The organism is Stenotrophomonas sp. X (assembly GCF_055721025.1).
The window spans coordinates 733,286-756,608 of record NZ_CM146756.1 but is presented as its reverse complement, the minus strand read 5'-3'; the positions used below and the strand labels follow the sequence as shown (position 1 = coordinate 756,608).

At 67.8% G+C, this 23,323-nt stretch carries 18 protein-coding genes, 1 pseudogene and 1 riboswitch; of the genes and pseudogenes, 10 read left to right on the top strand and 9 right to left on the bottom strand.

Annotation, left to right across the window (positions count from 1 at the left end; all coding sequences use genetic code 11):
* Positions 1-91: 91 nt before the first annotated feature.
* Positions 92-892 carry a UDP-2,3-diacylglucosamine diphosphatase gene (locus tag ACZ75I_RS03325; protein WP_180866568.1) on the bottom strand — a complete coding sequence of 267 codons (801 nt, stop codon included), beginning with the start codon at positions 890-892 and terminating at the stop codon, positions 92-94.
* On the bottom strand, positions 889-2,604 hold the full coding sequence (olsF, locus tag ACZ75I_RS03320) for a bifunctional ornithine lipid synthase OlsF (RefSeq protein WP_472958704.1): 1,716 nt from the start codon (positions 2,602-2,604) through the stop codon (positions 889-891). The genes ACZ75I_RS03325 and olsF overlap by 4 nt, the downstream gene beginning before the upstream one ends.
* Before the next feature lie 334 nt (positions 2,605-2,938).
* Here olsF and metK point away from each other — a divergent pair, with 334 nt between their 5' ends.
* The gene (gene metK / locus ACZ75I_RS03315) at positions 2,939-4,150 is read left to right on the top strand and encodes a methionine adenosyltransferase (protein WP_005408103.1); all 1,212 of its coding nucleotides are present in this window, start codon (positions 2,939-2,941) and stop codon (positions 4,148-4,150) included.
* Between the two features lie 140 nt (positions 4,151-4,290).
* The gene (locus ACZ75I_RS03310; protein ID WP_005415314.1) at positions 4,291-4,797 is read left to right on the top strand and encodes an acyl-CoA thioesterase; all 507 of its coding nucleotides are present in this window, start codon (positions 4,291-4,293) and stop codon (positions 4,795-4,797) included.
* 67 nt (positions 4,798-4,864) lie between these two features.
* On the opposite strand, the gene ppc is transcribed toward ACZ75I_RS03310, so the two are convergent.
* Positions 4,865-7,576 carry a phosphoenolpyruvate carboxylase gene (gene ppc / locus ACZ75I_RS03305; RefSeq protein ID WP_472958703.1) on the bottom strand — a complete coding sequence of 904 codons (2,712 nt, stop codon included), beginning with the start codon at positions 7,574-7,576 and terminating at the stop codon, positions 4,865-4,867.
* A gap of 247 nt (positions 7,577-7,823) precedes the next feature.
* Entirely contained in the window at positions 7,824-10,340 is a 2,517-nt protein-coding gene (locus ACZ75I_RS03300; protein ID WP_472958702.1) for a S9 family peptidase, read from the bottom strand.
* Positions 10,341-10,460: 120 nt separating this feature from the next.
* A riboswitch (S-adenosyl-L-homocysteine riboswitch) is annotated at positions 10,461-10,544 on the top strand.
* 36 nt (positions 10,545-10,580) lie between these two features.
* Here ACZ75I_RS03300 and ahcY point away from each other — a divergent pair.
* The 5 genes from ahcY (at position 10,581) to ACZ75I_RS03275 (ending at position 15,554) form a co-directional block, all read left to right on the top strand.
* A complete protein-coding gene (gene ahcY, locus ACZ75I_RS03295; RefSeq protein WP_049414067.1) occupies positions 10,581-12,026 on the top strand; it encodes an adenosylhomocysteinase in 1,446 nt (481 codons plus the stop codon).
* Between the two features lie 259 nt (positions 12,027-12,285).
* Complete coding sequence (locus tag ACZ75I_RS03290) at positions 12,286-13,074, top strand: lysozyme inhibitor LprI family protein (protein ID WP_472958701.1); 789 nt, start codon at positions 12,286-12,288, stop codon at positions 13,072-13,074.
* Positions 13,075-13,123: 49 nt separating this feature from the next.
* Positions 13,124-14,485, top strand: a complete 1,362-nt coding sequence (locus ACZ75I_RS03285; protein ID WP_258009404.1) for a peptidoglycan-binding domain-containing protein — start codon at positions 13,124-13,126, stop codon at positions 14,483-14,485.
* 110 nt (positions 14,486-14,595) lie between these two features.
* Positions 14,596-15,069 carry a Cys-tRNA(Pro) deacylase gene (gene ybaK / locus ACZ75I_RS03280; protein WP_061478380.1) on the top strand — a complete coding sequence of 158 codons (474 nt, stop codon included), beginning with the start codon at positions 14,596-14,598 and terminating at the stop codon, positions 15,067-15,069.
* Complete coding sequence (locus ACZ75I_RS03275; RefSeq protein ID WP_180866578.1) at positions 15,069-15,554, top strand: hypothetical protein; 486 nt, start codon at positions 15,069-15,071, stop codon at positions 15,552-15,554. The genes ybaK and ACZ75I_RS03275 overlap by 1 nt, the downstream gene beginning before the upstream one ends.
* 75 nt (positions 15,555-15,629) lie before the next feature.
* Here ACZ75I_RS03275 and ACZ75I_RS03270 read toward each other — a convergent pair whose 3' ends face one another.
* The gene (locus ACZ75I_RS03270) at positions 15,630-16,187 is read right to left on the bottom strand and encodes a DUF3228 family protein (protein ID WP_005415306.1); all 558 of its coding nucleotides are present in this window, start codon (positions 16,185-16,187) and stop codon (positions 15,630-15,632) included.
* A gap of 136 nt (positions 16,188-16,323) precedes the next feature.
* Here ACZ75I_RS03270 and ACZ75I_RS03265 point away from each other — a divergent pair, with 136 nt between their 5' ends.
* The gene (locus tag ACZ75I_RS03265) at positions 16,324-17,832 is read left to right on the top strand and encodes an amidohydrolase family protein (RefSeq protein WP_180866587.1); all 1,509 of its coding nucleotides are present in this window, start codon (positions 16,324-16,326) and stop codon (positions 17,830-17,832) included.
* A 6-nt stretch (positions 17,833-17,838) separates the two neighbouring features.
* On the opposite strand, the gene ACZ75I_RS03260 is transcribed toward ACZ75I_RS03265, so the two are convergent.
* The 3 genes and pseudogenes from ACZ75I_RS03260 to ACZ75I_RS03250 all read right to left on the bottom strand — a co-directional run bounded on the left by ACZ75I_RS03260 (position 17,839) and on the right by ACZ75I_RS03250 (position 20,536).
* A complete protein-coding gene (locus ACZ75I_RS03260) occupies positions 17,839-18,570 on the bottom strand; it encodes a LytR/AlgR family response regulator transcription factor (RefSeq protein ID WP_061478383.1) in 732 nt (243 codons plus the stop codon).
* Positions 18,567-19,613 (bottom strand): sensor histidine kinase, encoded by a 1,047-nt coding sequence (locus tag ACZ75I_RS03255; RefSeq protein ID WP_049413147.1) that lies wholly within the window; start codon positions 19,611-19,613, stop codon positions 18,567-18,569. The genes ACZ75I_RS03260 and ACZ75I_RS03255 overlap by 4 nt, the downstream gene beginning before the upstream one ends.
* Before the next feature lie 24 nt (positions 19,614-19,637).
* A pseudogene (locus ACZ75I_RS03250) lies at positions 19,638-20,536 on the bottom strand (alpha/beta fold hydrolase).
* A 203-nt stretch (positions 20,537-20,739) separates the two neighbouring features.
* Here ACZ75I_RS03250 and metF point away from each other — a divergent pair.
* Positions 20,740-21,567, top strand: coding sequence for a methylenetetrahydrofolate reductase [NAD(P)H] (gene metF, locus ACZ75I_RS03245; protein WP_005415304.1), 828 nt, complete (start codon positions 20,740-20,742; stop codon positions 21,565-21,567).
* Between the two features lie 40 nt (positions 21,568-21,607).
* Complete coding sequence (locus tag ACZ75I_RS03240; RefSeq protein WP_154350235.1) at positions 21,608-22,192, top strand: DUF4124 domain-containing protein; 585 nt, start codon at positions 21,608-21,610, stop codon at positions 22,190-22,192.
* A gap of 102 nt (positions 22,193-22,294) precedes the next feature.
* Here ACZ75I_RS03240 and ACZ75I_RS03235 read toward each other — a convergent pair whose 3' ends face one another.
* Complete coding sequence (locus tag ACZ75I_RS03235) at positions 22,295-23,248, bottom strand: Nudix family hydrolase (protein WP_346476215.1); 954 nt, start codon at positions 23,246-23,248, stop codon at positions 22,295-22,297.
* Positions 23,249-23,323: the final 75 nt, after the last annotated feature.

The following is a 23,323-nucleotide window of genomic DNA, read 5'->3' as shown; positions in this document are numbered from 1 at the left end:
GTATGTAGAGCCGAGCCCATGCTCGGCTGCGCTTCGTTCGGCGCCACGTCAGCCGAGCATGGGCTCGGCTCTACAGTAGGACAGACGCGGGTTACGCCGCCTGCGACACCCGCGCGCCCGGCAGTTCCACCAGGGTCTGGCCATTGTGGTCGAGCAGGCGCAGCGCGCCGTCGTGGTCTTCGACCAGCGCGGTCAGGCTTTCCACCCAGTCACCATCGTTGGCATAGACCAGGCCATCGCGTTCGACCAGCGCGGCGCGGTGGATATGCCCGCAGACGATGCCGTCCAGGCCGCGTCGGCGCACGTCGTCCAGCCCGGCCTGCACGAAACGCTCGATGTAGCGTTCAGCGGCGCCACTGCGCTTCTTCAGGAACTCCGACAGCGACCAGTAGCGCATGCCCAGCCGCCGCCGCACTGCATTCAAGGCCTGGTTGCCGGTGAGGATGCGGTAATACAGCCAGTCGCCGAATTTTTCCTGCAGGCCGCCGAAGTGGGTCACGCCGTCATACTCGTCGCCGTGCGCGACCAGCAGCCGGCGGCCATCGGCGGTCACGTGGATGGCGCGGCGGCGCACCTGCATCGCCGGCAGCATCAGACCGCAGACCTGGCGCAGCGAAGCATCGTGGTTGCCCGGAATGTAGATGATCTCGGTGCCGGCACGGCGCAGCGCGTGCAGCGCCTGGATGACCTCGCTGTGCGACTGCCGCCAGGTGGCACGGCGGTGCGCCATCCACCACAGGTCGATGATGTCGCCCACCAGGTACAGCCGTTCACAGCGCAGCTGCGAGAGGAATCGCGCCAGCTCGGTGGCATGGCAATGGCGCGAGCCCAGGTGCACGTCGGAGACGAACACTGCGCGCCGGCGCGGCGACAGGTTCGCCAGCGTGCTCATGCCGGCGTCCCCGCGTCGCGCAGGTAACGTTTGCGCTTGTTCGGCCGGACCGCGCACAGGTCCACCTCGATCAAGCCGTCGATCGAATCGCTGAAGTCCGGATCCACCCCGAAGGCGAGGAAGCGCGCGCCTCCGGGTTCGCACAGATCGGTGTACTGGCGGTACAGCGTCGGCACGCCGGTGCCGAGTGCGTTCAGGTTGGCCTTCAGCACGTCGAACGCAGCGCTTGCATCCAGCTCACCGAAACTGGGCGGCGCAGCGAAGTACTGGAAGGGGCGGTTCGATTCGGCCAGGCCCGCGCTACCGCTGTAATAGCGCTGGTAGTACGCCACCAGCTGCTCGCGTGCGTCGCGCGGCAGCGCCGCACTGATCGACACCGCGCCGAACAGGTAGCGGATCCCCGGCCGGCACTGCAGGTAGGCACCGATGCCCTGCCACAGGTAGTCCAGGCTGCGGCTGCCCCAGTAATCGGGCACCACGAAGCTGCGGCCCAGTTCCAGGCCCTCGGCGATGTGGGTGATGGCATCGTCGGAATAGCGGAACAGCGACGCGCTGTAGAGCCCGGACAGGCCGTGCCGGGCCAACGCGTGGGCACCACGCATGATCCGGTACGCGCCAGCGATGCGCTGCGCGGCGGCGTCCCAGATCACGATGTGCTCGTACTGCAGGTCGTAGTTGTCGAGGTCACGGCTGCGGCCGGTGCCCTCACCCACCTGGCGGAAGGTCAGTTCGCGCAGGCGGCCCAGTTCCAGCAGCAGTGGCGAATCGGCAGTGCAGGTGGCCAGCAGGATCTGCTTGCCGTCGGCGGTCTGGCCCAGCTGGGTGGCGGCAGCAATGCCAGCGGCGACCTGCGAAGGTGGCACCGGGGCGGCCAGCGGCTCAGGGCCCGCGCAGGCAGCGGCATTGCCGGCCGCGCCATTGCGGCCCAGCGCATAGAGTGCGCGGCGTACCGCCAGCAGTTGGGCACCCGGGTCACCGCCATCGCCCAGCCGCATCGGCTCGCCGATGCTCAGCCGCAGCGGGCGGCCACGACGGGTGAACATCTCGCGCGCCAGCAGCGCGGTACCGGCCGGCTTGAACAGGGTCGAGGCGCCATAGAACAGTGCCGAGTTGCGCGCTTCCACCCGCACCGGCAGCACCGGTGCACCGGCGGCGCGGGCAAAACGGACAAATCCCCGCTGCCAGCGGCCATCGCGGATGCCGCGCAGCGACAGGCGCGAGACCTCGCCAGCCGGGAACACGATCACGCACTGCTCGGCGGCCAACGCCTGCTCCACCGCATGCAGACTGCCGCGCTGCGCCTTGCCGCCCAGGATGCGCACCGGCAACAGCAGATCCTGCAGCGGAGCGATCGCCCCCAGCAGGTCGTTGGCCACGATCCGCACATCGCGCCGGATACGGCCGACTGCGTCCAGCAAGGCCAATGCGTCAAGCGCCCCGGAAGGGTGGTTGGCGACAATCAGCAGGCGGCCGGTGGCCGGAATCTTCGCCAGCGCAGCCGGATCTACCTGGTACTGGCCGCCGATGAACTCCAGGCCGGCGGCGACGAAACCGAAGCCGCGCAGGCCTGAGCTGCGCTGCAGGAAGGCTTCGATCTGGTCCAGGCGCGACCAGCGGCCGACGCTGCGCAGCAGCGGCCGTGCCAGCTGGCCACGGCGGCCATGGAACCAATCGGGGAAACGTTGCTGGAGACGCTGTTCGAGTTCCTGCATGGCGGATCCACTGATGCCCGGCGGCCGGATTGGCCGACAGCCTGCGCCCGGCAGGCGGCAGCCAGATGGCGGTTTCGGGGCAGAACGATGACGGCCGGCCCTCTTGACGGCCGGGTCGCGGCCTGCGCGGTCGGGGGTTGGGCAGCCCCGTCTGTTGTCACGCTGGTGGAACACTGGGCCTCGAGGCCGGCCCCCAATCCCGTCGTGACGGCCCCTGCCGGGCCTACGCGGGCTTAACCACCGGCAACCGGTACGGGTTCACAATGCACAGGCGGCGCACCCCGTGTATCATGCGCGCCCATCTTTCCATCCGAATCAAGGGATATTACGCCTGATGTCCAGCTATCTCTTCACCTCCGAGTCGGTCTCCGAAGGCCATCCGGACAAGGTTGCCGACCAGATCTCCGATGCGGTGCTGGACGCGATCCTGACCCAGGACCAGCGCGCCCGCGTGGCCTGCGAGACCATGGTCAAGACCGGCGTTGCCATCGTGGCCGGTGAAATCACCACCAGCGCCTGGATCGACCTGGAAGCGCTGACCCGCAAGGTCATCACGGACATCGGTTACGACAGCTCCGACGTCGGCTTCGACGGCGCCACCTGCGGCGTGCTGAACCTGATCGGCAAGCAGTCGCCGCACATCGCCCAGGGCGTGGACCGCAAGAAGCCGGAAGAAATGGGCGCTGGCGACCAGGGCCTGATGTTCGGCTATGCCACCAACGAGACCGACAGCTACATGCCGGCCGCGATCCACCTGTCGCACCGCCTGGTCGAGCAGCAGGCCAAGATCCGCAAGAAGAAGAACTCGCCGCTGTCGTGGCTGCGCCCGGACGCCAAGAGCCAGGTCACCCTGCGCTATGAAAACGGCGTGGTCTCGGCCATCGACGCCGTGGTCCTGTCGACCCAGCACGCCCCGGGCATCAAGCAGAAGGACCTCATCGAGGCCGTCCGCGAAGAGATCATCAAGCCGGTGCTGCCGGCCAAGTGGCTGCACAAGGGCACCAAGTTCCACATCAACCCGACCGGCAAGTTCGAGATCGGCGGCCCGGTGGGCGACTGCGGCCTGACCGGCCGCAAGATCATCGTCGACACCTACGGCGGCTGGGCCCGTCACGGTGGTGGTGCTTTCTCCGGCAAGGACCCGTCCAAGGTCGACCGTTCGGCCGCCTACGCGGCCCGCTACGTCGCCAAGAACGTGGTTGCCGCCGGCCTGGCCGACCGTTGCGAAGTGCAGGTCTCCTACGCCATCGGCGTGGCTGAGCCGACCTCGATCTCGGTCACCACCTTCGGCACCGGCAAGATCAGCGACGACAAGATCGAGAAGCTGATCCGCAAGCACTTCGACCTGCGCCCGTACGGCATCATCAAGATGCTGGACCTGATCCACCCGATGTACCAGCAGACCGCGGCCTATGGCCACTTCGGCCGCAAGCCGAAGGAGTTCAGCTACCTCAACGGCGAAGGCGAGACCGTCAACGCCACGGCCTTCTCCTGGGAGAAGACCGACCGCGCCGCCGCCCTGCGCGCCGATGCGAAGCTGAAGTAAGCAACACGAAGGGCCGCTCACGCGGCCCTTCTGCTTTCTGTAGAGCCGAGCCCATGCTCGGCTTTCTTTTTCCTGCGACAAGAGCAGCCGAGCATGGGCTCGGCTCTACAAGAGCTACGCCACGCCGATACAATCGCCCCATGTCGACCGAACTGAAAACCCACCAGCTGTCCATGACCGTGCTGATGTCGCCGGAGATGGCCAATTTCTCCGGCAAGGTCCACGGTGGCGCGATCCTGCGGCTGCTCGACCAGGTCGCCTATGCCTGTGCCAGCCGCTACGCCGGCAGCTACGTGGTCACCCTGTCGGTGGACCAGGTGATGTTCCGCCAGCCCATCGCGGTGGGCGAGCTGGTCACCTTCCTGGCCTCGGTGAACTACACCGGCACCTCATCGATGGAGATCGGCATCAAGGTGGTGGCCGAGGACATCCTCAAGCGCAGCGTGCGCCACGCCAACAGCTGCTTCTTCACGATGGTGGCGGTGGACGAGGAAGGCCGGCCGACGCCGGTACCGCCACTGCAACCGGCCACCTCCGACGAGAAGCGCCGCCAGGCCGCCGCACAGATCCGCCGCCAGCTGCGCCAGGAAATGGAACAGCGGCACCTGGAACTGCTGGCGTCGAATCCGCCGTCGCCGGAGGAGTGAGGGCGTGCGGGGCACGCCCCGCACCCACCGAGGCAGGTAGCGCCGGGCCATGCCCGGCGGATACGCATCACCCGGTGTTCTGCACACCCTGCGAAACGCCGTTCACGCACGCCACCAGGGCGCGCAGCAGATCGTCATCCTCGCGCCCGCTGGCCCGCCAGCGCTGCAGCAGATCCACCTGCAGCACGCTGATCGGATCGACGTAGGGATTGCGCAGGCGGATCGACAGCGCCAGCCGCGCGTCGTGGTCCAGCAGCGTCTTCTGGTCCATCAACGCCAGCAGCCAGCGCCGCGTGAGCTCCAGTTCGCGCTGCACCTGCGGGAAGAAGCGCCCGTGCAGTTCACCCGACAACAGCGAGAACTGCTCGGCGATGGTGATATCGCCCTTGGACAGCACCATCGCGATGTCATCCAGGAAGGTACGGAAGAACGGCCAGTCCCGCGCCATATCGCGCAGGGTCTGTTCGTGGCCGGCATCGACCGCGGCCTGCAGGCCACTGCCCACGCCGTACCAGCCGGGAATCACCGCACGCGCTTGGCTCCAGGCGAACACCCAGGGAATCGCACGCAGGTTGCCCAGCGCTGCGTCCTGGCCGAGCCGGCGCGACGGCCGCGAACCCAGCGTCATCCGCTCGATCACGTCGATCGGCGTGGCGGTACGGAAGTAATCCATGAAACCGGGCTGGCCGACGAACGCGCGATACACCTCGCTGCTGGCCGCAGCCACCGCATCCATCACCGGCCGCCAGTCATCCTCGCGCGGCTCGGCGGCACGCGGGCGCAGGCTGGCGCGCAGCACTGCACCGGTGGCCTGTTCCAGCGAGCGCAGGGCCAGCGCGCGGATGCCGTACTTGCGATGGATCACCTCGCCCTGCTCGGTCACCCGCAGGCGGCCATCGATGCTGCCGCGTGGCGACGCATCCACGGCGTGGGTGGTCTTGCCACCACCACGGCTGATCGAGCCGCCCCGGCCATGGAAGAAGGTCAGGCGGATGCCGGCCTCGGCCGCCACCTCCAGCAGTTCCACCTGCGCGCGCTGCAGGCCCCAACGCGAAGCAGCAATGCCACCATCCTTGCTGCTGTCCGAATAGCCCAGCATCACCATCTGCACGTCATCGCGTGCACGCAGGTGCGCGCGGTACACCGGATCCTCCAGCAGGTCGCGCAGCGTGGCGGTGCCGCGCTTGAGGTCGTCCACAGTTTCAAACAGCGGCGCGATATCGAGCGGCACGCCGCCATCGGCATCGACCAGGCCACCACGCCGCGCCAGCGCCAGCACCGCCAGCACGTCGCTGCGGTCGTGCGCCATCGAGATGATGTAGCTGCCCAGTGCATCCCCGCCATGCCGCGCACGGGCATCGGCCAATGCAGCGAACACGGCGTCGAGCCGCCGGTTGCCTTCGTCGTCGCCTTCCGGCAACGGCACCTCACCGCTGGCATGCGGTGCCAGCAGGCGCGCGCGGCCCAATGCATCCAGGCCCTCCCACGCCGGGTCGCCGCCCAGCACCGCCGCCAGCGCGCGCGCATGCACGCTCGATTCCTGGCGCACGTCCAACCGCGCCAGATGGAAGCCGAACGTCTTCACCCGCCACAGCAGGCGTTGTACGGCGAAGCCACCGGCATGCTCGCCGCGGTTCGCGCGCAGGCTGTCGAGGATCAGCTGCAGGTCGTCGATCAGTTCATCCGGGCCGGCGTAAGCGCCCTCGCCGTCTTCCAGCGTGGCCTGCAGGCGCGCGCGCATGCGATCGTTGAGCAGGCGGTAGGGCATGTCGGCATGGCGCGGGCGCGACTGCACCTGCGGCAGCAGCTGCTGGTAGTGCGCCACGCGCGCCTGCAGCGCATCGCTCACGCCCACCCGCTCGGTGGACTGGCTGAGCAGGCTGGCCAGCTGCAGCAGTTCCTTCTGGTAGCGCGCCAGTACCGCCTGCCGCTGCGCATCCAGCGTACTGCGGATGGTGTGGGCATCCACGTTCGGGTTGCCGTCCATGTCCCCGCCCACCCACGTACCGAAGCGCAGCAGGCGCGGCAGTGGCAGCTCTTCACCATAGGTATCGCGCAGCGCCTGCTGCAGAGATTCGTACAGCACCGGAATCACGCGGTACAGCACCTGCACCAGATAGAAGCCGACGTGCTCGCGCTCGTCATCGACGGTGGGCCGCACCGGCGAGGAATCAGTGGTCTGCCACGACGCGGTCAGCGCCATGCGGAAGCGCGCAGCATCGGCGGCCGCTTCCCCCGGCGTGCGCTGGCCGTCGAGGTTGTCGACCAGGCTGGCCACCATCAGCTGCTCTTTCTCCAGCAGCGCACGGCGCACCGCTTCGGTCGGGTGCGCGGTAAACACCGGTTCGATATCGATGCGCGGCAGCCACTGCGCCAGTTCGTCCAGGCCCACGCCCTGCGCCTTCAGGTGCTGCAGCGCGTCCTGCAGGCCATCGGGCTGCGCACCTGCGGTACCGGCGCGCTGATAGTCACGGCGACGGCGGATGCGATGCACGCGCTCGGCGATGTTGACCACCTGGAAGTACGTGCTGAAGGCCCGCACCATGGTCTCGGCCTGCTGCGGCGTGCGCCCGGCCAGCCCTTCGGCCAGCTCCGACAGTGGTGCCTGGTTCTCGCGGCGGGCGATGGCGCGGGTGCGCACGTCCTCGACCTCGTCGAGGAAAGCCGCTGATACCTGCTCGACCAGCAGGTCACCGACCAGTGCGCCGAGCCGGCGCACGTCATCGCGAAGCGGAAGATCGGGAGAAGCAAACTCGATGCTGCTGCGGTACTCGTTCATCGGCGACGCACAGGCCTCGGTCAACGGATCCAGACCCCAAGCCTAAACCAGATTGCGCACGATGCTGCGATGCGGAAATGGTTTCATCTGCACGTATCTGCACGTATCTGCAGCAGAAGCAGCCGAGCGTGGGCTCGGCTCTACAGACATCATCACGCGCTATACCGTGTAGCGCCCGAGCCCATGCTCGGGCGGCGGCGCAGCCGCACAGGCGGCCCCTGTTGCAGGGGCCGCCCTCATGCAGGTATCAGCGCTTTTTCTTCGCCTTGCCCTGCTCGGCCGGGCCGATGGTCTGCTCCAGCCAGCGCTCGCTCTCGGCCAGCATGGTCATGATCGATTCGCGTGCGCGGTAGGCATGCGATTCGTTCGGCAGCATCACCAGCCGCGCGGTACCACCCAGGCCCTTCACCGCGGCGAACATGCGCTCGCTCTGGATCGGGAAGGTGCCGGAGTTGTTGTCGTCCACGCCGTGGATGAACAGGATCGGATCCTTGATCCTGTCGGCGTAATTGAACGGCGCCATCTTCTGGTAGACGTCCTGCGCCTGCCAGTAGTTGCGTTCCTCGGCCTGGAAACCGAACGGGGTGAGCGTGCGGTTGTAGGCACCGCTGCGCGCGATGCCGGCCTTGAACAGACGGGTGTGCGCCAGCAGGTTGGCGGTCATGAACGCACCGTAGGAATGGCCGCCGATGGCGATGTGCTCGCGATCGGTCACACCACGCCGCACCACTTCATCCACTGCCGCCTGCGCATTGGCCACCAGCTGTTCGATGTAGGTGTCGTTCGGCTCCTTGTCGCCCTCGCCAATGATCGGCATCGACGGGCTGGCCAGCACCACATAGCCCTTGGCCAGGAACGCCTGCGGGCCCCAGTAGCTGACCGCATTGAAGCGATACGGCGAATCGGTCACCTGGCTGGCCGCCGCCGCGCTCTTGAACTCACCCGGGTAGGCCCACATCAGCAGCGGGCGCGGGCCGTCGCGCTTGGGGTCGTAGCCCGGCGGCAGCAGCAGGGTCGCGGTCAGGTCGACGCCATCCTTGCGCTGGTAGCGGATCTGCTCCTTCTGCACGCCCTTCAGCTGCGGCAGCGGATGGGCGAAACGGGTCAGCGCGCGCGGTGCGGCACCGGCATCGGCCAGCGACTGCACGTAGTAGTTGGCCGGTTCGTCCGGGCTCTCGCGGCTCAGCAGCAGCGAATTGCCCTGGTTATCCAGCAATGCCACCGGCAGCGAATAGCTCGGCGCCTGCGAATGGAACAGGCGCGTCGCCTTGCCCGTGGCGATGTCGAAGCGGTCCACGAACGGGCGGTCGCCCTCCGGCGAAGCACCGGCGCCGGCCAGGTACAGGCTGCTGCCATCCGGGCTGGTCTGCAGCAGCGAGCGACCACGTTCATCGCTGGCCAGCAGCGGCCGCCCCGGATCGGCGTAACGGTCCTGCGCGTCACGATCCCACAGCAGGCGCGGCTCGACACCGGCGTTGTCCGGGGCGATCAGCCAAGTCTTGGTCCTGCGGGTCTTCCACCACGACTCGGTCAGCAGGGCCAGGTCGCCACGGCCCCAGTTGATGCCGCTCAGGCGGCTGCCAAGCTGGGCCAGGGTGACCGGCGGCTTGTCGAACGGCGCGGCCTGCATCAGCACCGCATCGCGCACCTTGGCCTCCCGGTTCGGATCACCACCGTCCTGCGCTTCGGCCCAGACCAGGGTGGCATCGGCATCACCGCGCCAGCTGATGTCGCGCACGCCGGTCACTTCGGCATCGTTGCCCGTCGGCAGGCCTTCCACCAGCGGGCGCACCGCCACGGTATGCACCAGCTTGCCGCTGGCACGGTCGATCACTTCAATGCGGCGCGGAAAACTGCTTACCGGCACCACGTAGGAGTACGGACGCTGCACCGGCTGCCGCAGTACGAAGCGGCCGTCGGGCGACACCGAGAAGCCCATGAAGATGCCGGCCGCACCGATCGCGCGGGTACTGCCATCCAGGCCGACTTCCATCGGCTGGGTAGTCGCGTAGTAATCGAACTGGCGAGCGTCGGCTTCGTTCTTCAGCAGGTCCTGGTAGGTGCGGATCGACACCACGCCGCCGCCCTGGCTGGTCTGCTGCACGGCAGGGCCGGTCGGGACGCCGTCGGCGGCCGGGGCTGGCCCCAGGTTGGCCGGGCGGGTGAACACCACCAGCCCGCGGCTGTCCGGCAGCCACTGGTAGCCGCTGCCGATCACCGTGTTCAGGCCGGCAACCAGGCGACGGGCACTGCCACCGGCCACATCCACCAGCCACAGTTCATTGGCGCCACTGGCGGCATCGACCTGGTTGAACGCCAGCCACTTCTGGTCCGGCGACCACATCACACTGGCGATCGACAGCGTGGCTGGCAGGCCACTGATCTGCCGCTCCTTGCCGTCGGCAACGTTCATCAGCCACAGCTTCTCGCCGAAGCTGAAGCGGCTGTCGGAGAACGTGCGCGGGTTGATGCGCAGGCCGGCCAGCTTCAGTTCCGGTTGCGCCACCACCTGGATCGACGGCAGCGACGGCATCTGCATCATCGCGGCCACGTCGCGGCGCGGCGACAGGAACAGCGACGGCGCGCGCGGGGCGTCGACCACCGCCTGCAGTGCGGCCGATGGCAGTTCGTAGCCATTGACGCCCTGCGCCTGCGCGGCAACGGGCTGCGAGGCGGCCGCCCAGGCCAGCGGGGCCACCGCCAGCAGCCCCATCGACAGGACCAGGCCGGTCCAGCGCCGTGTGCGGCGCGCGTGCATGCTCATCGTTCCACCTGTGTGATGCGTGAAAACACCGACCTTAACAGGCCGTGCACGCCGCCCCATCTGCCGATGGTTGGGTCATCCGGATGTCATGCCGGGGCCGCGATATAATGGGGGTTCTCCCCTGCCGAGGGGCGCTGCGACCGGATCCAATGAGGCCCGGCCAGGCTCGGTAAGGTGGCTTTGTAACAACGGCGCCCGGCCAGATGCGAGCACCCGCTCGCCCACAACCGGAGCACACGAATGAACGCTGTTGCCAAGACCTTCTCCACCGAAGGTGATTACAAGATCCGCGATATCACGCTGGCCGACTGGGGCCGCAAGGAACTGGACATCGCCGAGCACGAAATGCCGGGCCTGATGTCGATCCGCCGCAAGTACCAGGCCGAACTGCCGCTGAAGGGCGTGCGCGTGACCGGCTCGCTGCACATGACCATCCAGACCGCGGTGCTGATCGAGACCCTGAAGGACATCGGCGCCGATGTGCGCTGGGCCTCGTGCAACATCTTCTCGACCCAAGACCACGCGGCTGCCGCCATCGCCGCCACCGGCACCCCGGTGTTCGCCTGGAAGGGCGAGACCCTGGAAGAGTACTGGGACTGCACCCTGGACGCGCTGACCTTCACCCTGGCCGACGGCACCCTGACCGGCCCGGAACTGGTGGTCGACGACGGCGGTGACGTGACCCTGCTGATCCACAAGGGCTACGAACTGGAAAACGGCAGCGACTGGGTCAACACCCCCTCTGCCTCGCACGAAGAACAGGTCATCAAGAACCTGCTCAAGCGCGTGGCCAAGGAGCGCCCGGGTTACTGGGGCCGCGTGGTGAAGGACTGGAAGGGCGTCTCCGAAGAGACCACCACCGGTGTGCACCGCCTGTACCAGCTGGCCCAGGCTGGCACCCTGCTGATCCCGGCGATCAACGTCAACGACTCGGTCACCAAGAGCAAGTTCGACAACCTGTACGGCTGCCGCGAGTCGCTGGCTGACGGCCTGAAGCGCGCGATGGACGTGATGCTGGCCGGCAAGGTGGCCGTGGTCTGCGGCTACGGCGACGTCGGCAAGGGCTGCGCGGCCTCGCTGCGTGCCTACGGCGCGCGCGTGATCGTCACCGAGATCGACCCGATCTGCGCGCTGCAGGCAGCGATGGAAGGCTATGAAGTCAACACCATCGAGTCGACCCTGGGCCGTGCCGACCTGTATGTCACCACCACCGGCAACCGCGACATCATCCGCATCGAGCACCTGAGCGCGATGAAGGACCAGGCCATCGTCTGCAACATCGGCCACTTCGACAACGAGATCCAGGTCGACGCACTGGTGTCCTACCCGGGCATCAAGCACGTCAACATCAAGCCGCAGGTGGACAAGTACATCTTCCCGAACGGCAACGCGATCTTCCTGCTGGCCGAAGGCCGCCTGGTGAACCTGGGCTGCGCCACCGGCCACCCGAGCTTCGTGATGTCCAACAGCTTCGCCAACCAGACCCTGGCACAGATCGACCTGTGGGCGAACAAGGACAGCTACGAGAAGAAGGTCTACCTGCTGCCGAAGAAGCTGGACGAAGAAGTGGCCCGCCTGCACCTGGAAAAGATCGGCGTGAAGCTGACCACCCTGACCCAGGACCAGGCCGACTACATCGGCGTGCCGGTGGAAGGCCCGTTCAAGCCGGACCACTACCGCTACTGATGCCTGCGGGGTACCGGCCAGCGGCCGGCACTACAGGCGTACGCGGGGTCGGATCCCTGTCCGCATGAAAGGGCTCTGACCCCGGCAACGGATGCAGACAGGACGGGCGCCTTCGGGCGCCCGTTCTGCGTTGCGGCACCCGGCAAGCGATCCGCGCACCCTGTCACGGAGCACTAAGAAGCCGCTTGCTAGGCTTTACGCCCGCGTGGGCTGCCAACGGCAGGCCATGCGCCGGGACGCAGACACCAAAGGAAAGGACATGCCGCGCAACCGTGAACGACTGAACCGGGCCATGAAGCCCCTGATGCCCCTGTGCTGGGTGGCCCTGCTGGCCGCCTGCACCCCACCTGCCGGCGAAGCCGGCGCTACGGCTCCGGCTGCGGCCAGCGGACAGGCCAGCCCCGCAGGCAAGGCCGCCGACGCGCCCGCCACGGTCGCCGACACGAGCGCTGGCTGCGCCGATGCAGCGTCGCCGGCACAGACCCTGGTCTGCAAGGACCCGACCCTGACCGGCCTGGATGCGGACGTGGGCAAGGCGGTCACTGCCGCACAGGCCACACTCGATGCAGCAGGGCAGAGCAAGCTGCACGCCGAACAGCAGCGCTGGCAGGAGCACACCCGCGACCTGTGCACCGATGCGCAGTGCCTGCAGCAGGTGTACGCCGATCGCCTTAAGGTGCTGTCCGCTACGCGTGACGGCCTGGTCGACCAGGATGCATGCGAAGCCCCTGACGGCCAGCAGCAATGCGTGGACCTGCTGGTGCTGCGCGATCCCAACAGCCAGCTGGCGAACTTCAACACGCTGCTGGGTGAGAACGGCCAGGAAGGCCGCCTGCTGGGCTGCACGGCCGCCACGAACATGGGCGGCGGCCCCAACGCCCTGCTCGCAGCCAACTGCACCCAGGAAACCTCCACCGGCAGGCGCAACGTGCAGCTGTGCAGCAACCAGATGGTTGGCCAGTTCGCCCTCGAACCGGCGCCGGCTGCTTACGGCACCCAGGCCATCCGCCAGCTGCTCGGCTTCACCCAGCAGCACTGCGCCGGCTGACAATCGCCGGGCAGGCCCGGCGCTTTACCCTCATTGAAGGACGATGACCATGGCAACGGATTCCACCCTTACGCGCGAACAGCTGTCCACGCTGTTCCTCAACACCGAGCTGGGCGGCAACACCCGCCACCTGGACCACTTCTCATACGCACAGAAAGGCGCAAGCACCTATTCGTTCGGGCTGGTGCAGTTCGATGTCGGCGGCAATCCGCAGGCCAGGCGCTTCCTGCGCGACAACGGCTTCACCGATGGCGACATCGCACTGTTGTCCCAGCAGGGCGGATTAAGCACCCAGCAGCTGGCGGCGCTCGACGCCAAGTTGCAGGCCATTCCGCAGGCCAGGATGGACGAGCTCACCAACGCCAAGCTGGACAGCGCCATCGAGCGTGTCGATCAGGCCATCGCCAAGGTGCGTGCAACCAATCCGGCCGCGGCCGATGCCATCGCCGCCAACCCGGAGTTGCAGCTGGCCATGGCGGACTATGACAACCAGTTCGGCAGCATGGGCCCGCAGTTCATCAGCTATCTGGCCGGCAATGCGGAAAAGCTGCAGGGCGGCACCGTCCAGGCCGGCAATCCGCCGACGCGCGGCGACGTGCAGAACTTCGTCGATGCCACCAAGTACGGCATCCAGTCGCAGGCCGCCGTAGCCAGCCGCGATGAGCGCTTCGACCGGGCCATGGTCCAGATCGGCATCACCCCCACCCATGCTCCCTCGCACGGGTCACCGGGCACGCCTGCGGGCAACGGCGTGCTGGTCAACGGCAGCAAGGGCGATGAGGTGCAGGCCATGCAGCAGAAGCTGTCCGACCTGGGCTATCTGGGCAAGGACGGCAAGCCGCTGGTGGCCGATGGCGATTTCGGCCCCGGCACCGTGGAAGCGGTCAAGCAGTTCCAGCGTGACCACCAGCTCACCGTTGACGGCAAGGCCGGCGGCGCAACCCTGGGGGCGCTGGAGGCGGCCACCCAGCAGCATGCACAGGCGGCCGAGCAGGAGCGCACGGCGGCCGAGCCGACCATGGCCACCCCGGGCCACGCCGACCACCCCCGCTACCAGCAGGTCGTGGAAAAGCTGGAGGCACTGGAAGAACAGCGTCGCCAGGGCGGCCTGTCGCCGCTGTTCAATGACCGCAGCCAGCTCGAGAACGCCGCAGGCCAGGTGGCTTACGAGTCAAAGTTGGCCGGCATGAGCCAGGTCGATACCGTGCTGGCGCGGCCGGACAACCAGGGCGTGTTCGCGGTGCAGGGCCAACTCGGCGATCCCGCCATGCACCGCACCTACGTCGACCTGTCGCAGGCGGTGAACCAGAACCTGCAGGACAGCACGCGGCAGAGCCAGGCGCTGGACAACGAGCTGTCACAGCGGCAGACCCAGGAACAGATACAGACGCAGCAATCGATGTCGCGCTGATGCTGGATGCAGCCGATCGCAGCCGGGACGGGCGCCCTTGGGCGCCCGTTCTGCATTGAGGCGCGAGTCTCGGTCAAGGCAACGCCCCTGTCCCGCGCTAGGATGCGCCCATGACTCCGGCCATCAACCTGCTCAAGCGCGAGAAGATCGCCCACACCGTGCGCAGCTATGTGCACGACGCCCACGCCGAATCGTATGGCGGCGAAGCCGTCGACAAGCTCGGCCTCGACCCGGCCCAGGTCTTCAAGACCCTGCTGGCCAGCACTGAAGCACATGAACTGCTGGTGGCGATCGTGCCGGTGGCCGGCCACCTGGACCTGAAAGCGCTGGCCGAAGCGGCCGGCTGCAAGAAGTGCGAGATGGCCGCCGCCGACGCCGCGCAGCGTGCGACCGGCTACCTGGTCGGCGGCATCAGCCCGCTGGGGCAGAAGAAGCGCCTGCGCACGTTCCTGGATGCCAGCGCGCAGGTGTTGCCCACGCTGCACGTCAGCGCCGGCCGCCGTGGCATGGAAGTGGAACTGGCGCCGGCCGACCTGCTGCGCCTGACCGCCGGCCACTACGCTGCCATCGGCAAGGCACGCTGATGCGCTGGCCGTGGTCTGCGGCGCCGCCGCCCAGGCTGGAAGACGCGCAGGCCGATGTGCTGCTGCAGGACCTGCTGTCGCGCGACGCGACGCGCATCACCGACGCCGCCCGCATCGTCGCACGACTGTTCAGTGCACCGTCGCTGGACGCATTGGCCGCGCATGTGGACCTGATTGAACGTAGCTGCCACAGCATCACCCTCGGCGGCATGCTGATCAGCAACCAGGCGCATCTGGAGGCGGCCCTGAAACGGCTGCGTCACTGGCAGGCGCACGCAGGCTGCCTGTGCGCGCTCAATCCCGGCTACCCGTTCTTCGATCCGCGCCGCTTGATCGAACAAGGGCAGATGCAGCTGCTCGCGTTGCAGGAGGCCGAGGATGGTTGGGGCGATTGCCACAACGTTGCCTGCATGCACTGCGCCCAGCATTGGCAGGCCATCGACCGCGAGTACCACTACCCGTGGTGGGAATGGAAAGCTGCCTGAAGGCCAGGCAGCCAAGCATGGCGTGGCTCTACTGCGGTCCGTACACTCACGCGATGCGTGGATGACCAATATCGCTCACGGCCGCCAGTTCGCGTTGCTCTCCCAGAACTCGACAGAACGCCGGTAGGCCTCGCGGTCCAACGGCACGCCGGAACCGCCCTCTTCCACGCCCAGCGCATTGCGCATCATCGTGATCGGCGCCATCGGCACCTCTGCCGGCTCGGCAGTATAGATACAGCCGACGATGCCCCAGTCGGCCTCGATCGGCGAGCCTTCCTTCGCCAGCTGCTCGGCGCTGTACAGGATCACCACCAGATAGTTCGCACGCGGCGACTCCACGCCCTCGAACCAGCGCACCAGCACCGGCAGTTCGTCGCGATTGCGTGCCTCGTAACCACTGCGCAGCAGATGGCGGTTGGCCTCGGTGATCGGCACGGTCAGGCAGCGCGTGCTGGTCCAGTTCTCGTAGACGAACAGTTTGCAGAACGGCGCATAGCCGTCCAGTACTTTCATCGGCGCGTGCGCGTTGAGGTGCGCTTCGAACTGTTCGGCAGTGCAGTCCTGGATCGTGTTGCCACGCGGTACGCGCGGGAACAGGCGGGGACGGGCGAAATCGGTGAGAACGATGGACATGGCGCGGCGTGATCAGGGAATCCGCTGCACAGAGTACCTGCCCACGCCGCATGGAGGGCGGGATGCCGATGGTCACTGGCATCGGCAACCGTGTTGGCGCACCCTGCAGGCGACCCCATGCAAGGATTGCCGGTTCATGGATGCACTACCCCGCTCCGCCCGTCGTCGCCGCTGGCCGCGCGTGCTGGCCTTGCTCCTGCTGGTCCCCCCCCTGTTGTTCACCGCCGCCCTGCTCTGGCCGCTGTCTGCACCACCGCTGCCCCACCCCGGCAACAGTCACGTGATCGTCAACGCACGCGTGGTGGACATCGCCCGCGGCCAGGCCAGCGAACCCACCACGGTGACCGTGCGCAACGGCACCATCACCGCCATCGGTGAAGACCCGCCGGAGACCACGTTGCCGGTTCTCGATGCGGGCGGACGCTGGCTGCTGCCCGGTTTCTGGGACATGCACACCCATGCACTGCAGCTGTCACCGCAACTGCAGTTTCCGTTGATGCTGGCCAATGGCATTACCGGTACCCGCGACATGATGGACTGCCCACAGGCCACCGATCCGCTGATCGCCTGCGTGGCCGACAAACGCCGCTGGACCGCACAGGCCATTGCCGGGCAGCAGGTTGCACCGCGCTTCGTACAGATCGCCAGCTTCTATTTTGAAGACCCGGCGCTGACGCCAGATGCAGCGGCCGCACGTGCACACGCGTACCGCGCACGCGGCGTCGATGCGTTCAAGGTCTACAACCGCCTTCGCGCCGAGACCTACCAGCGGCTGGCCAGCGAAGCGCGGCAGCTGCATCTGCCCCTGGTCGGACACCTGCCCAGGGCGGTCCCGCTGGAAGCCGCATTGCACGCGGGCCAGCGCAGCTTCGAGCACGGCCATCTGTTCGTGCGCCATTGCTTCGACAACGCGGCGGCGTGGCGCGGTGGCACGCTCGACAGCGAGGATCCAACCGCGCTGGCCGAACGCATGGTCGGCGGCTACCAGCCCGCGCTCTGCAACGAGGCGTTCGGTGTGATGCAGGCCAGCGGTGCCGCGTTCGTACCAACCCATGTCACCCGCGAAGAGGATGCACGCGCGCGCGATCCGGCGTTCGTCGACGACCCGCGCCTGGCCTATCTGGATCCGCTCTCGCGCTGGGCATGGCGTGATGACCTGCAGGCCACCGTGGCGCGCTACCCCGGCCTGCGCGGCGAAGACGCACTGAAGGCCTACTTCGAGCACGGGCTGGCGCTGACCGGCACCGCGCATCGTGCGGGCGTCACCGTGCTGGTCGGCACCGATACCGGGCTGGGCGGCTTCCGCTACCACGATGAACTGCAGTGGCTGCGGCAGGCCGGCTTGAGCCAGGCCGACGTGCTGCGCGCAGCCACGCTGCAGGCCGCGCGCCATCTGGACCTGCAGGCATTGCATGGCAGCGTCGAGGTCGGCAAGGTGGCCGATCTGGTGCTGCTCGATGGCAATCCGCTGCACGAAACCGCCAGTACCCGCCGCGTGCACGCGGTGCTGCTTGCCGGCCATCTCTACGACCGCCCGCGGCTGGATGCGCTGCTGGCCTATGCGCGCAAGCAGGCACGTTCGCCCGCCGTGATGGCGCGGTTGTTGTGGGGCTTCCTCACCAGCCCCGTCAGTGCCGAGCTGTAGCGGCAGCTACAACGCCATCCGCTCGCGCAGTTCACGCGCCTGCCGGCGCGACACCTCCACCTCGCTGCCGTCATCCAGCGCCAGGTCATAACCATCAGCGATGCTGGGCGTCACGCCGCGGATGCGGCGCAGGTTGACCAGCGTGTTGCGGTTGGCACGGAAGAACAGATCCTGTGGCAGGCGTGCCTCCAGCGCGCTCAGGCTGCGGGTCAGCAGGGCGTTCTGGTCGCGGAACCACAGCCGGGTGTAGTTGCCATCCACCACCAGCCGGCGGATCTCGGACACCGCTACGAACCAGCAGCGTTCGCCCTCGCGCACGAACACCTGGTCCTGCGCGCCCAGCGTGCCGCGCGACTCCGGCGTTTCGGCCGCCACCACTTCGCGCTGGCGCGCCCGCTGCAACGCCTCCAGCAACCGCGGCGCTTCCACCGGCTTCACCAGGTAGTCCAGCGCATTGGCCTGGAACGCGCGCACCGCGTAGGTGTCGTAGGCAGTAACGAAGACCACGGCCGGCACCACCTCCAGGCTGTCCAGCACGTCGAAACCGCTGCCGGAGGGCATCTGCACATCCAGCAGCACCAGGTCCGGGGCCAGCGTGGCGATCGCCTCGCGCGCGGCCGGCACATCGTCGGCCTCGCCCACGCACTGCACCCACGGCAGCGCCGACAACAGCGTGCGCAGCTCCTGGCGCGCCAGCCGTGCGTCATCAACGATCAACACACGCAGCACGCCACTCATTGCGGAATCTCCAGCAGGGCCTGCATGCGGTCGCCGACCGGCTGCAGGGTGAAACGACCCTGCGTGCCAAGCTGCGCACGCAGGTAGGCAAGGCCAACGCCATGGCCATGGGTGGGCTCGTTGGCGCTGCCCAGCGGATTGTCCACCTGCAGACGCAGCACGTCATTGTCCAGCGTGGCACGGATCTGCACCTCACCGCCGCCCGGGCGGCTGGCGATGCCATGCTTGATCGCATTCTCCACCAGCAGCTGCAGCGCCATCGCCGGCAGCTGTGCCTGCAGGGCGTCGGCATCGATCTGCCGGTTCACCTGCAGGCGCTGTTCGAAGTGGACTGCCTCGATGGCCAGGTAGTCGTCCACGACCACCAGTTCCTCGGCCAGGGTGACCTGCTCGCTGCGGTTGTGTGCCAGCGCCTGGCGCAGCGTGCGCGACAGGCGGGTGACCATGTCGCGCGCACGCTCCGGGTCTTCCAGGATCAGCGCGCGCAGGTTGTTCAGCGCATTGAACATGAAATGCGGGTTGAGCCGTGCACGCAGTGCATCGCGCTCCAGCGCGCTGCGCTCGGCCTCGGCACGCAGGCGCGCCAGTTCCGCACTGCGTATCCGGCGCAGGCTGTGCAGGCCTGCCCAGAGCGCTGCCCACAGGGCCAGCATCACCGCAGTGGTGTACCAGTAGAGCAGCAGCGCCTTGGGGCTGAAGTCGGCCGTCTGCCGCCCCAGGCTCACCCAGTTCCAGGCCAGCGCCGAGTGCAGCGCGATGTTCACCAGCAGCTGCGCCACTGCCGCGCCCAATGCCACCGACAGCGCCAGCCGCAGCAACAGCCCGGCCGTGCCGCGCGCCCACCAGTCGGCACGCAGCGCCAGCGCACGGATGGCACCGCTGCACCCGAACAAGGCCAACGCCAGACCCAGCGTGATCAACACGCCTGCGCTTCCGGCATCGCTGAAATAGGCCTGGCGCAGGCCGATTCCGGCAACGCCATAGAGCGCCCACACCAGCGCATTGAGCAGCCAGAAGCGTACCGTCGAGGAGGAATCCGGCATGTCCATTTCGAGGCGTGTTGAAACTCAGTGGTGGTGGTCGAGGAAGGCCTGCACCTGACTGCGCAACCAACGCGGATCATCCCACATCAGGAAGTGGAAACCCTGCGCGCTCATCGCGATCTGCACACCCTGCAGTTTCGCGTACTGCGCCTGGAACACCGCGCGCGTGCTGTCCTCGGTGCCGCCCATCGGCTGGTAGCCGGCCCAGCTGCCCAGCACCAGCGTCGGTGCGGTGATCGAGGCGATGCTGTCACGCAGGTCGGTGGTCATCACCGCATGCATGGCATCGGCCGTGGTCTGGCGGTCGCTGGCTTCGCCCCAGCGGCCCAGCTCGGCCTGCCGCTGCGGATCGCGGGTCATCCCCGGCAGGCCGGCCTTCAGCTGCGCCTGCCATTGCGCAGCTGGTCGGCCATCGGCCGCACGCTGTCAGCGGTAGCCTTCGGGTCACGCGCGGCCGGCAGGAACGGCAGTGCGTCAACCACCACCAGCGCGCTGACCGCCTTCGGCTCGGTCTGCGCCATCTGCAGGCCCAGCAGGCCACCGAGGCTGTGGCCAACCACCACCACCGGCCCCAGGTGCTGGTCATGCAGGTAGGCCAGCAGCTGCCCGCGCATCGCCGGCAGGAACTCGGCCGGGCGCGGATCGGCCGCAAGCGCACCGGCAAAGCCCGGCAGCTGCACCAGATGACACTGCACAGCTTTCAGGGCCAGGCAGGTCTCGCGCCAGACCCCGGCGCTGCTGTTCAGGCCGGGGATCATCAGCAGCGGGCGACCTTTGCCGACCACCTCGACCTGCACCTTACCCGCCGCCGGGGCGCTGGCGGCGTGCGCCGAGCCGGAACCGAGCACGGCCATCGCCATGCCGATCATCGCCAGCCGGGCCAAGGCCTTCATTGCATACCAGAGTGCCAGGAATATCTTCATCATTTGCTCCTTCGTCGGGTGGGTGTTGCCGGGATGGGAACAGCGTGGCGCCGACCACGGCACCCGGGTTGCGATTTCGGAGCAGCGGCCGATCGCCGGGGCGAACGGTCGCAGGCGACGGACGGTGCACACCCGTACGAATTGACAACATCCATCTTGATGGAGCGATATACTGATCCGCACCCGCCGCTGCCGCCCGTACCATGACCGCCATCAGCTTCGAGTTCTATCCGCCCAAGACCGACGAACAGCGCAGCCAGCTGGATCGTGCGGCAGCCAAGCTGAAGGACTACGGCCCCGAGTACGTGTCCTGTACCTTCGGCGCTGGTGGCTCGACCCTGAGCTATACCTCCGAGACCGTGCGCCATCTCAACCAGCACCATGGCTTCGAGGCGGCGCCGCATCTGTCCTGCGTCGGCGGCACCCGCCAGGAGATCCGCGAACTGCTCAAGCTGTACCGCGCCATCGGCTGCCATCGCCTGGTCGCGCTGCGCGGCGACCTGCCCTCCGGCATGGGGTTTCCCGGCGACATGCGCTACGCCGCCGAGCTGATCGAGTTCATCCGCGCCGAACACGGCGATGCGTTCCGCATCGAAGTGGGCGCCTACCCTGAGACCCATCCACAGGCCTCCGATGCACTGGCCGACCTCAAGCACTTCAAGGCCAAGATCGATGCCGGCGCCGACGCGGCGATCACCCAGTATTTCTACAACCCGGATGCGTACTTCCACTTCGTCGATGCCGTGCGCCGGCTCGGCGTGCAGGTACCGATCACGCCGGGCATCATGCCGATCGCCAACTTCAGCCAGCTGCGCCGTTTCTCCGAGCAGTGCGGTGCGGAAATCCCGCGCTGGATCAGCCGCAAGATGCAGGCCTATGGCGATGACGCCGAATCGGTGCGGGCGTTCGGTACCGAAGTGGTCGCCAGGCTGTGCCAGCGCCTGGTCGAGGGCGGCGCGCCGGGCCTGCACTTCTACACCCTGAACCTGGCCAAGCCGACCACGTCGGTGCTGAAGCTGCTGCACGGCTGAAAGCACGCCATGCCACCACGATCGGCGCTACCCTGCGTCGATGAACCGGCTTTCTTTCCTGCTGTTGCTGCTGTCATTGTGCTCGGCGTTGAGCGTGGTCCATGCGCAGTCCCCACGCTTGAACCGCTGCACTGATGCACGGGGGCAGAGCGTGTACACCGACCGCCCCTGCGACAGTGTCGGCGCCCGATCGCGATTACCACCGCCCGCGCCCACCGGCAGCACCCTGTCGCGCGACACCCTGGGGGCGCGCTGCCCACGTCGCCTGAGCGAGCTGGTGGACGCACTGCGCGTCGGCATCCTCAGCAACGATGTGAACCGGTTGTCGTCGCTATACCTGTGGGGCGCAGTCTCCGATGCCGGTGCGCAGCGCATCCTCGGTCAACTGGAATCGCTGGCGCGGCGGCCACTGGTAGACGTGGTACCTGTGTATCCCTCACAGGCGCTGCCGCAATCGCAGGATGAGGATCAGGGCCCTGCGGCGCAGGGATCCGACCCGGAGCCGCCGACCGTGCGGCATCCGGTCGGCCTGCGCCTGGAACAGACGCTGCCCGGCAGCGTGTCGCGCGCTTCGACGGTGCTGGGGTTGCGGCGGCAGTATGGGTGTTTCTGGATCACGTTGTAACCGGACGGGTCGGAGCCCTTTCCAGCGGAAAGGGCTCCGGCCCCGGATTGCCGCGATGGGGTCAGAGCCCTGCTGCGCAGGGATCGGACCCCGCATGCCGGCTCACGCCGGCCACAGCCCACGAATCGCAGCGATACCCTGCCCACCATGGCGACGGGCTTCGGCGATATGGCCGGCGGCCATCCCACCCAACGCGTAGATCGGCAGCGACACCTGCGCGCGCAGCGCGGCGAAGGCCTCCCAGCCCAGCGGCACCGCATCGGGATGGCTGGCCGTGGCCTGCACCGGGCCGAGCACCGCGAAGTCGCAGCCCAGCCGCTGCGCCGCCTGCAGCTGCTCCAGGTCGTGGCAGGACGCGGCGACAAGCTGCCCTTCCGGCAAGGGCCGTTCCTGCAGGTCCTGCAGCTGCTCGCTGCCCAGGTGCACCCCCACGCCCAGTGCACGTGCCAGCGCCACATCGCGGTTGAGCAGCCATTGCACGCCGCGACGATGCGCGCGCACGGCCTGTTCGATCATCGCCTGCCGTTGCGGGTGTTCCGGTGGCAGGCGCAGCTGGATGCGCTGCTGGCCCGCCGCGACCGCGCGCTGCAGGCAGTCATGCCAGTGCTGCACGCCGCTGGCATCGTCAGCCGGCGCCGGCGTGATCAGGTAGCGGTCCGGTTGACGCAGTGCGGCCACCACCGGCAGGTCGGCCGGCGGCATCGAATAGCGGCCCAGCTTGTCCTGCGCCACCCAGGTGATCGCCTGGCCTTCGCGGCCACGCGGGGTGCCCTTCCAGCTGCGCACATGGCGCACCTCCAGGGTCAGATACTTGTCCGGATAGCGCTGCGGCACGTCCATCAGCCACTCGCCGACATCGGCCTCGATGCCCAGTTCCTCGCGCAGCTCGCGCACCAGCGCCTGTTCGGAGGTCTCGCCGGATTCGCGCTTGCCGCCGGGGAACTCCCACAGGCCGGCCATGTCGCGGTTCTCGGTACGGCGGTTGAGCAGCACGCGGCCACGGGCGTCGGTGATGACGGCGGCCACGACGTGGATCGATCGGGTGGGGGAAGGCATGGAGGAAGCATGCCCAGAACAGGGCGGCCGGCGCAATCACGGATCCGGTGCAGCTCCCCCGCAACAAACGAAAAG

Coding starts and splice junctions, on each gene's coding strand:
- ACZ75I_RS03300 (WP_472958702.1), bottom strand. CDS start 10,340: ATGAGCATGCACGCGCGCCGCACACGGCGCTGGACCGGCCTGGTCCTG.
- ppc (WP_472958703.1), bottom strand. CDS start 7,576: ATGAACGAGTACCGCAGCAGCATCGAGTTTGCTTCTCCCGATCTTCCG.
- ACZ75I_RS03310 (WP_005415314.1), top strand. CDS start 4,291: ATGTCGACCGAACTGAAAACCCACCAGCTGTCCATGACCGTGCTGATG.
- ACZ75I_RS03270 (WP_005415306.1), bottom strand. CDS start 16,187: ATGTCCATCGTTCTCACCGATTTCGCCCGTCCCCGCCTGTTCCCGCGC.
- ACZ75I_RS03265 (WP_180866587.1), top strand. CDS start 16,324: ATGGATGCACTACCCCGCTCCGCCCGTCGTCGCCGCTGGCCGCGCGTG.
- ACZ75I_RS03260 (WP_061478383.1), bottom strand. CDS start 18,570: ATGAGTGGCGTGCTGCGTGTGTTGATCGTTGATGACGCACGGCTGGCG.
- ACZ75I_RS03285 (WP_258009404.1), top strand. CDS start 13,124: ATGGCAACGGATTCCACCCTTACGCGCGAACAGCTGTCCACGCTGTTC.
- metF (WP_005415304.1), top strand. CDS start 20,740: ATGACCGCCATCAGCTTCGAGTTCTATCCGCCCAAGACCGACGAACAG.
- ybaK (WP_061478380.1), top strand. CDS start 14,596: ATGACTCCGGCCATCAACCTGCTCAAGCGCGAGAAGATCGCCCACACC.
- ACZ75I_RS03240 (WP_154350235.1), top strand. CDS start 21,608: ATGAACCGGCTTTCTTTCCTGCTGTTGCTGCTGTCATTGTGCTCGGCG.
- ACZ75I_RS03290 (WP_472958701.1), top strand. CDS start 12,286: ATGCCGCGCAACCGTGAACGACTGAACCGGGCCATGAAGCCCCTGATG.
- ACZ75I_RS03235 (WP_346476215.1), bottom strand. CDS start 23,248: ATGCCTTCCCCCACCCGATCGATCCACGTCGTGGCCGCCGTCATCACC.
- ACZ75I_RS03325 (WP_180866568.1), bottom strand. CDS start 892: ATGAGCACGCTGGCGAACCTGTCGCCGCGCCGGCGCGCAGTGTTCGTC.
- ahcY (WP_049414067.1), top strand. CDS start 10,581: ATGAACGCTGTTGCCAAGACCTTCTCCACCGAAGGTGATTACAAGATC.
- ACZ75I_RS03255 (WP_049413147.1), bottom strand. CDS start 19,613: ATGCCGGATTCCTCCTCGACGGTACGCTTCTGGCTGCTCAATGCGCTG.
- metK (WP_005408103.1), top strand. CDS start 2,939: ATGTCCAGCTATCTCTTCACCTCCGAGTCGGTCTCCGAAGGCCATCCG.
- olsF (WP_472958704.1), bottom strand. CDS start 2,604: ATGCAGGAACTCGAACAGCGTCTCCAGCAACGTTTCCCCGATTGGTTC.
- ACZ75I_RS03275 (WP_180866578.1), top strand. CDS start 15,069: ATGCGCTGGCCGTGGTCTGCGGCGCCGCCGCCCAGGCTGGAAGACGCG.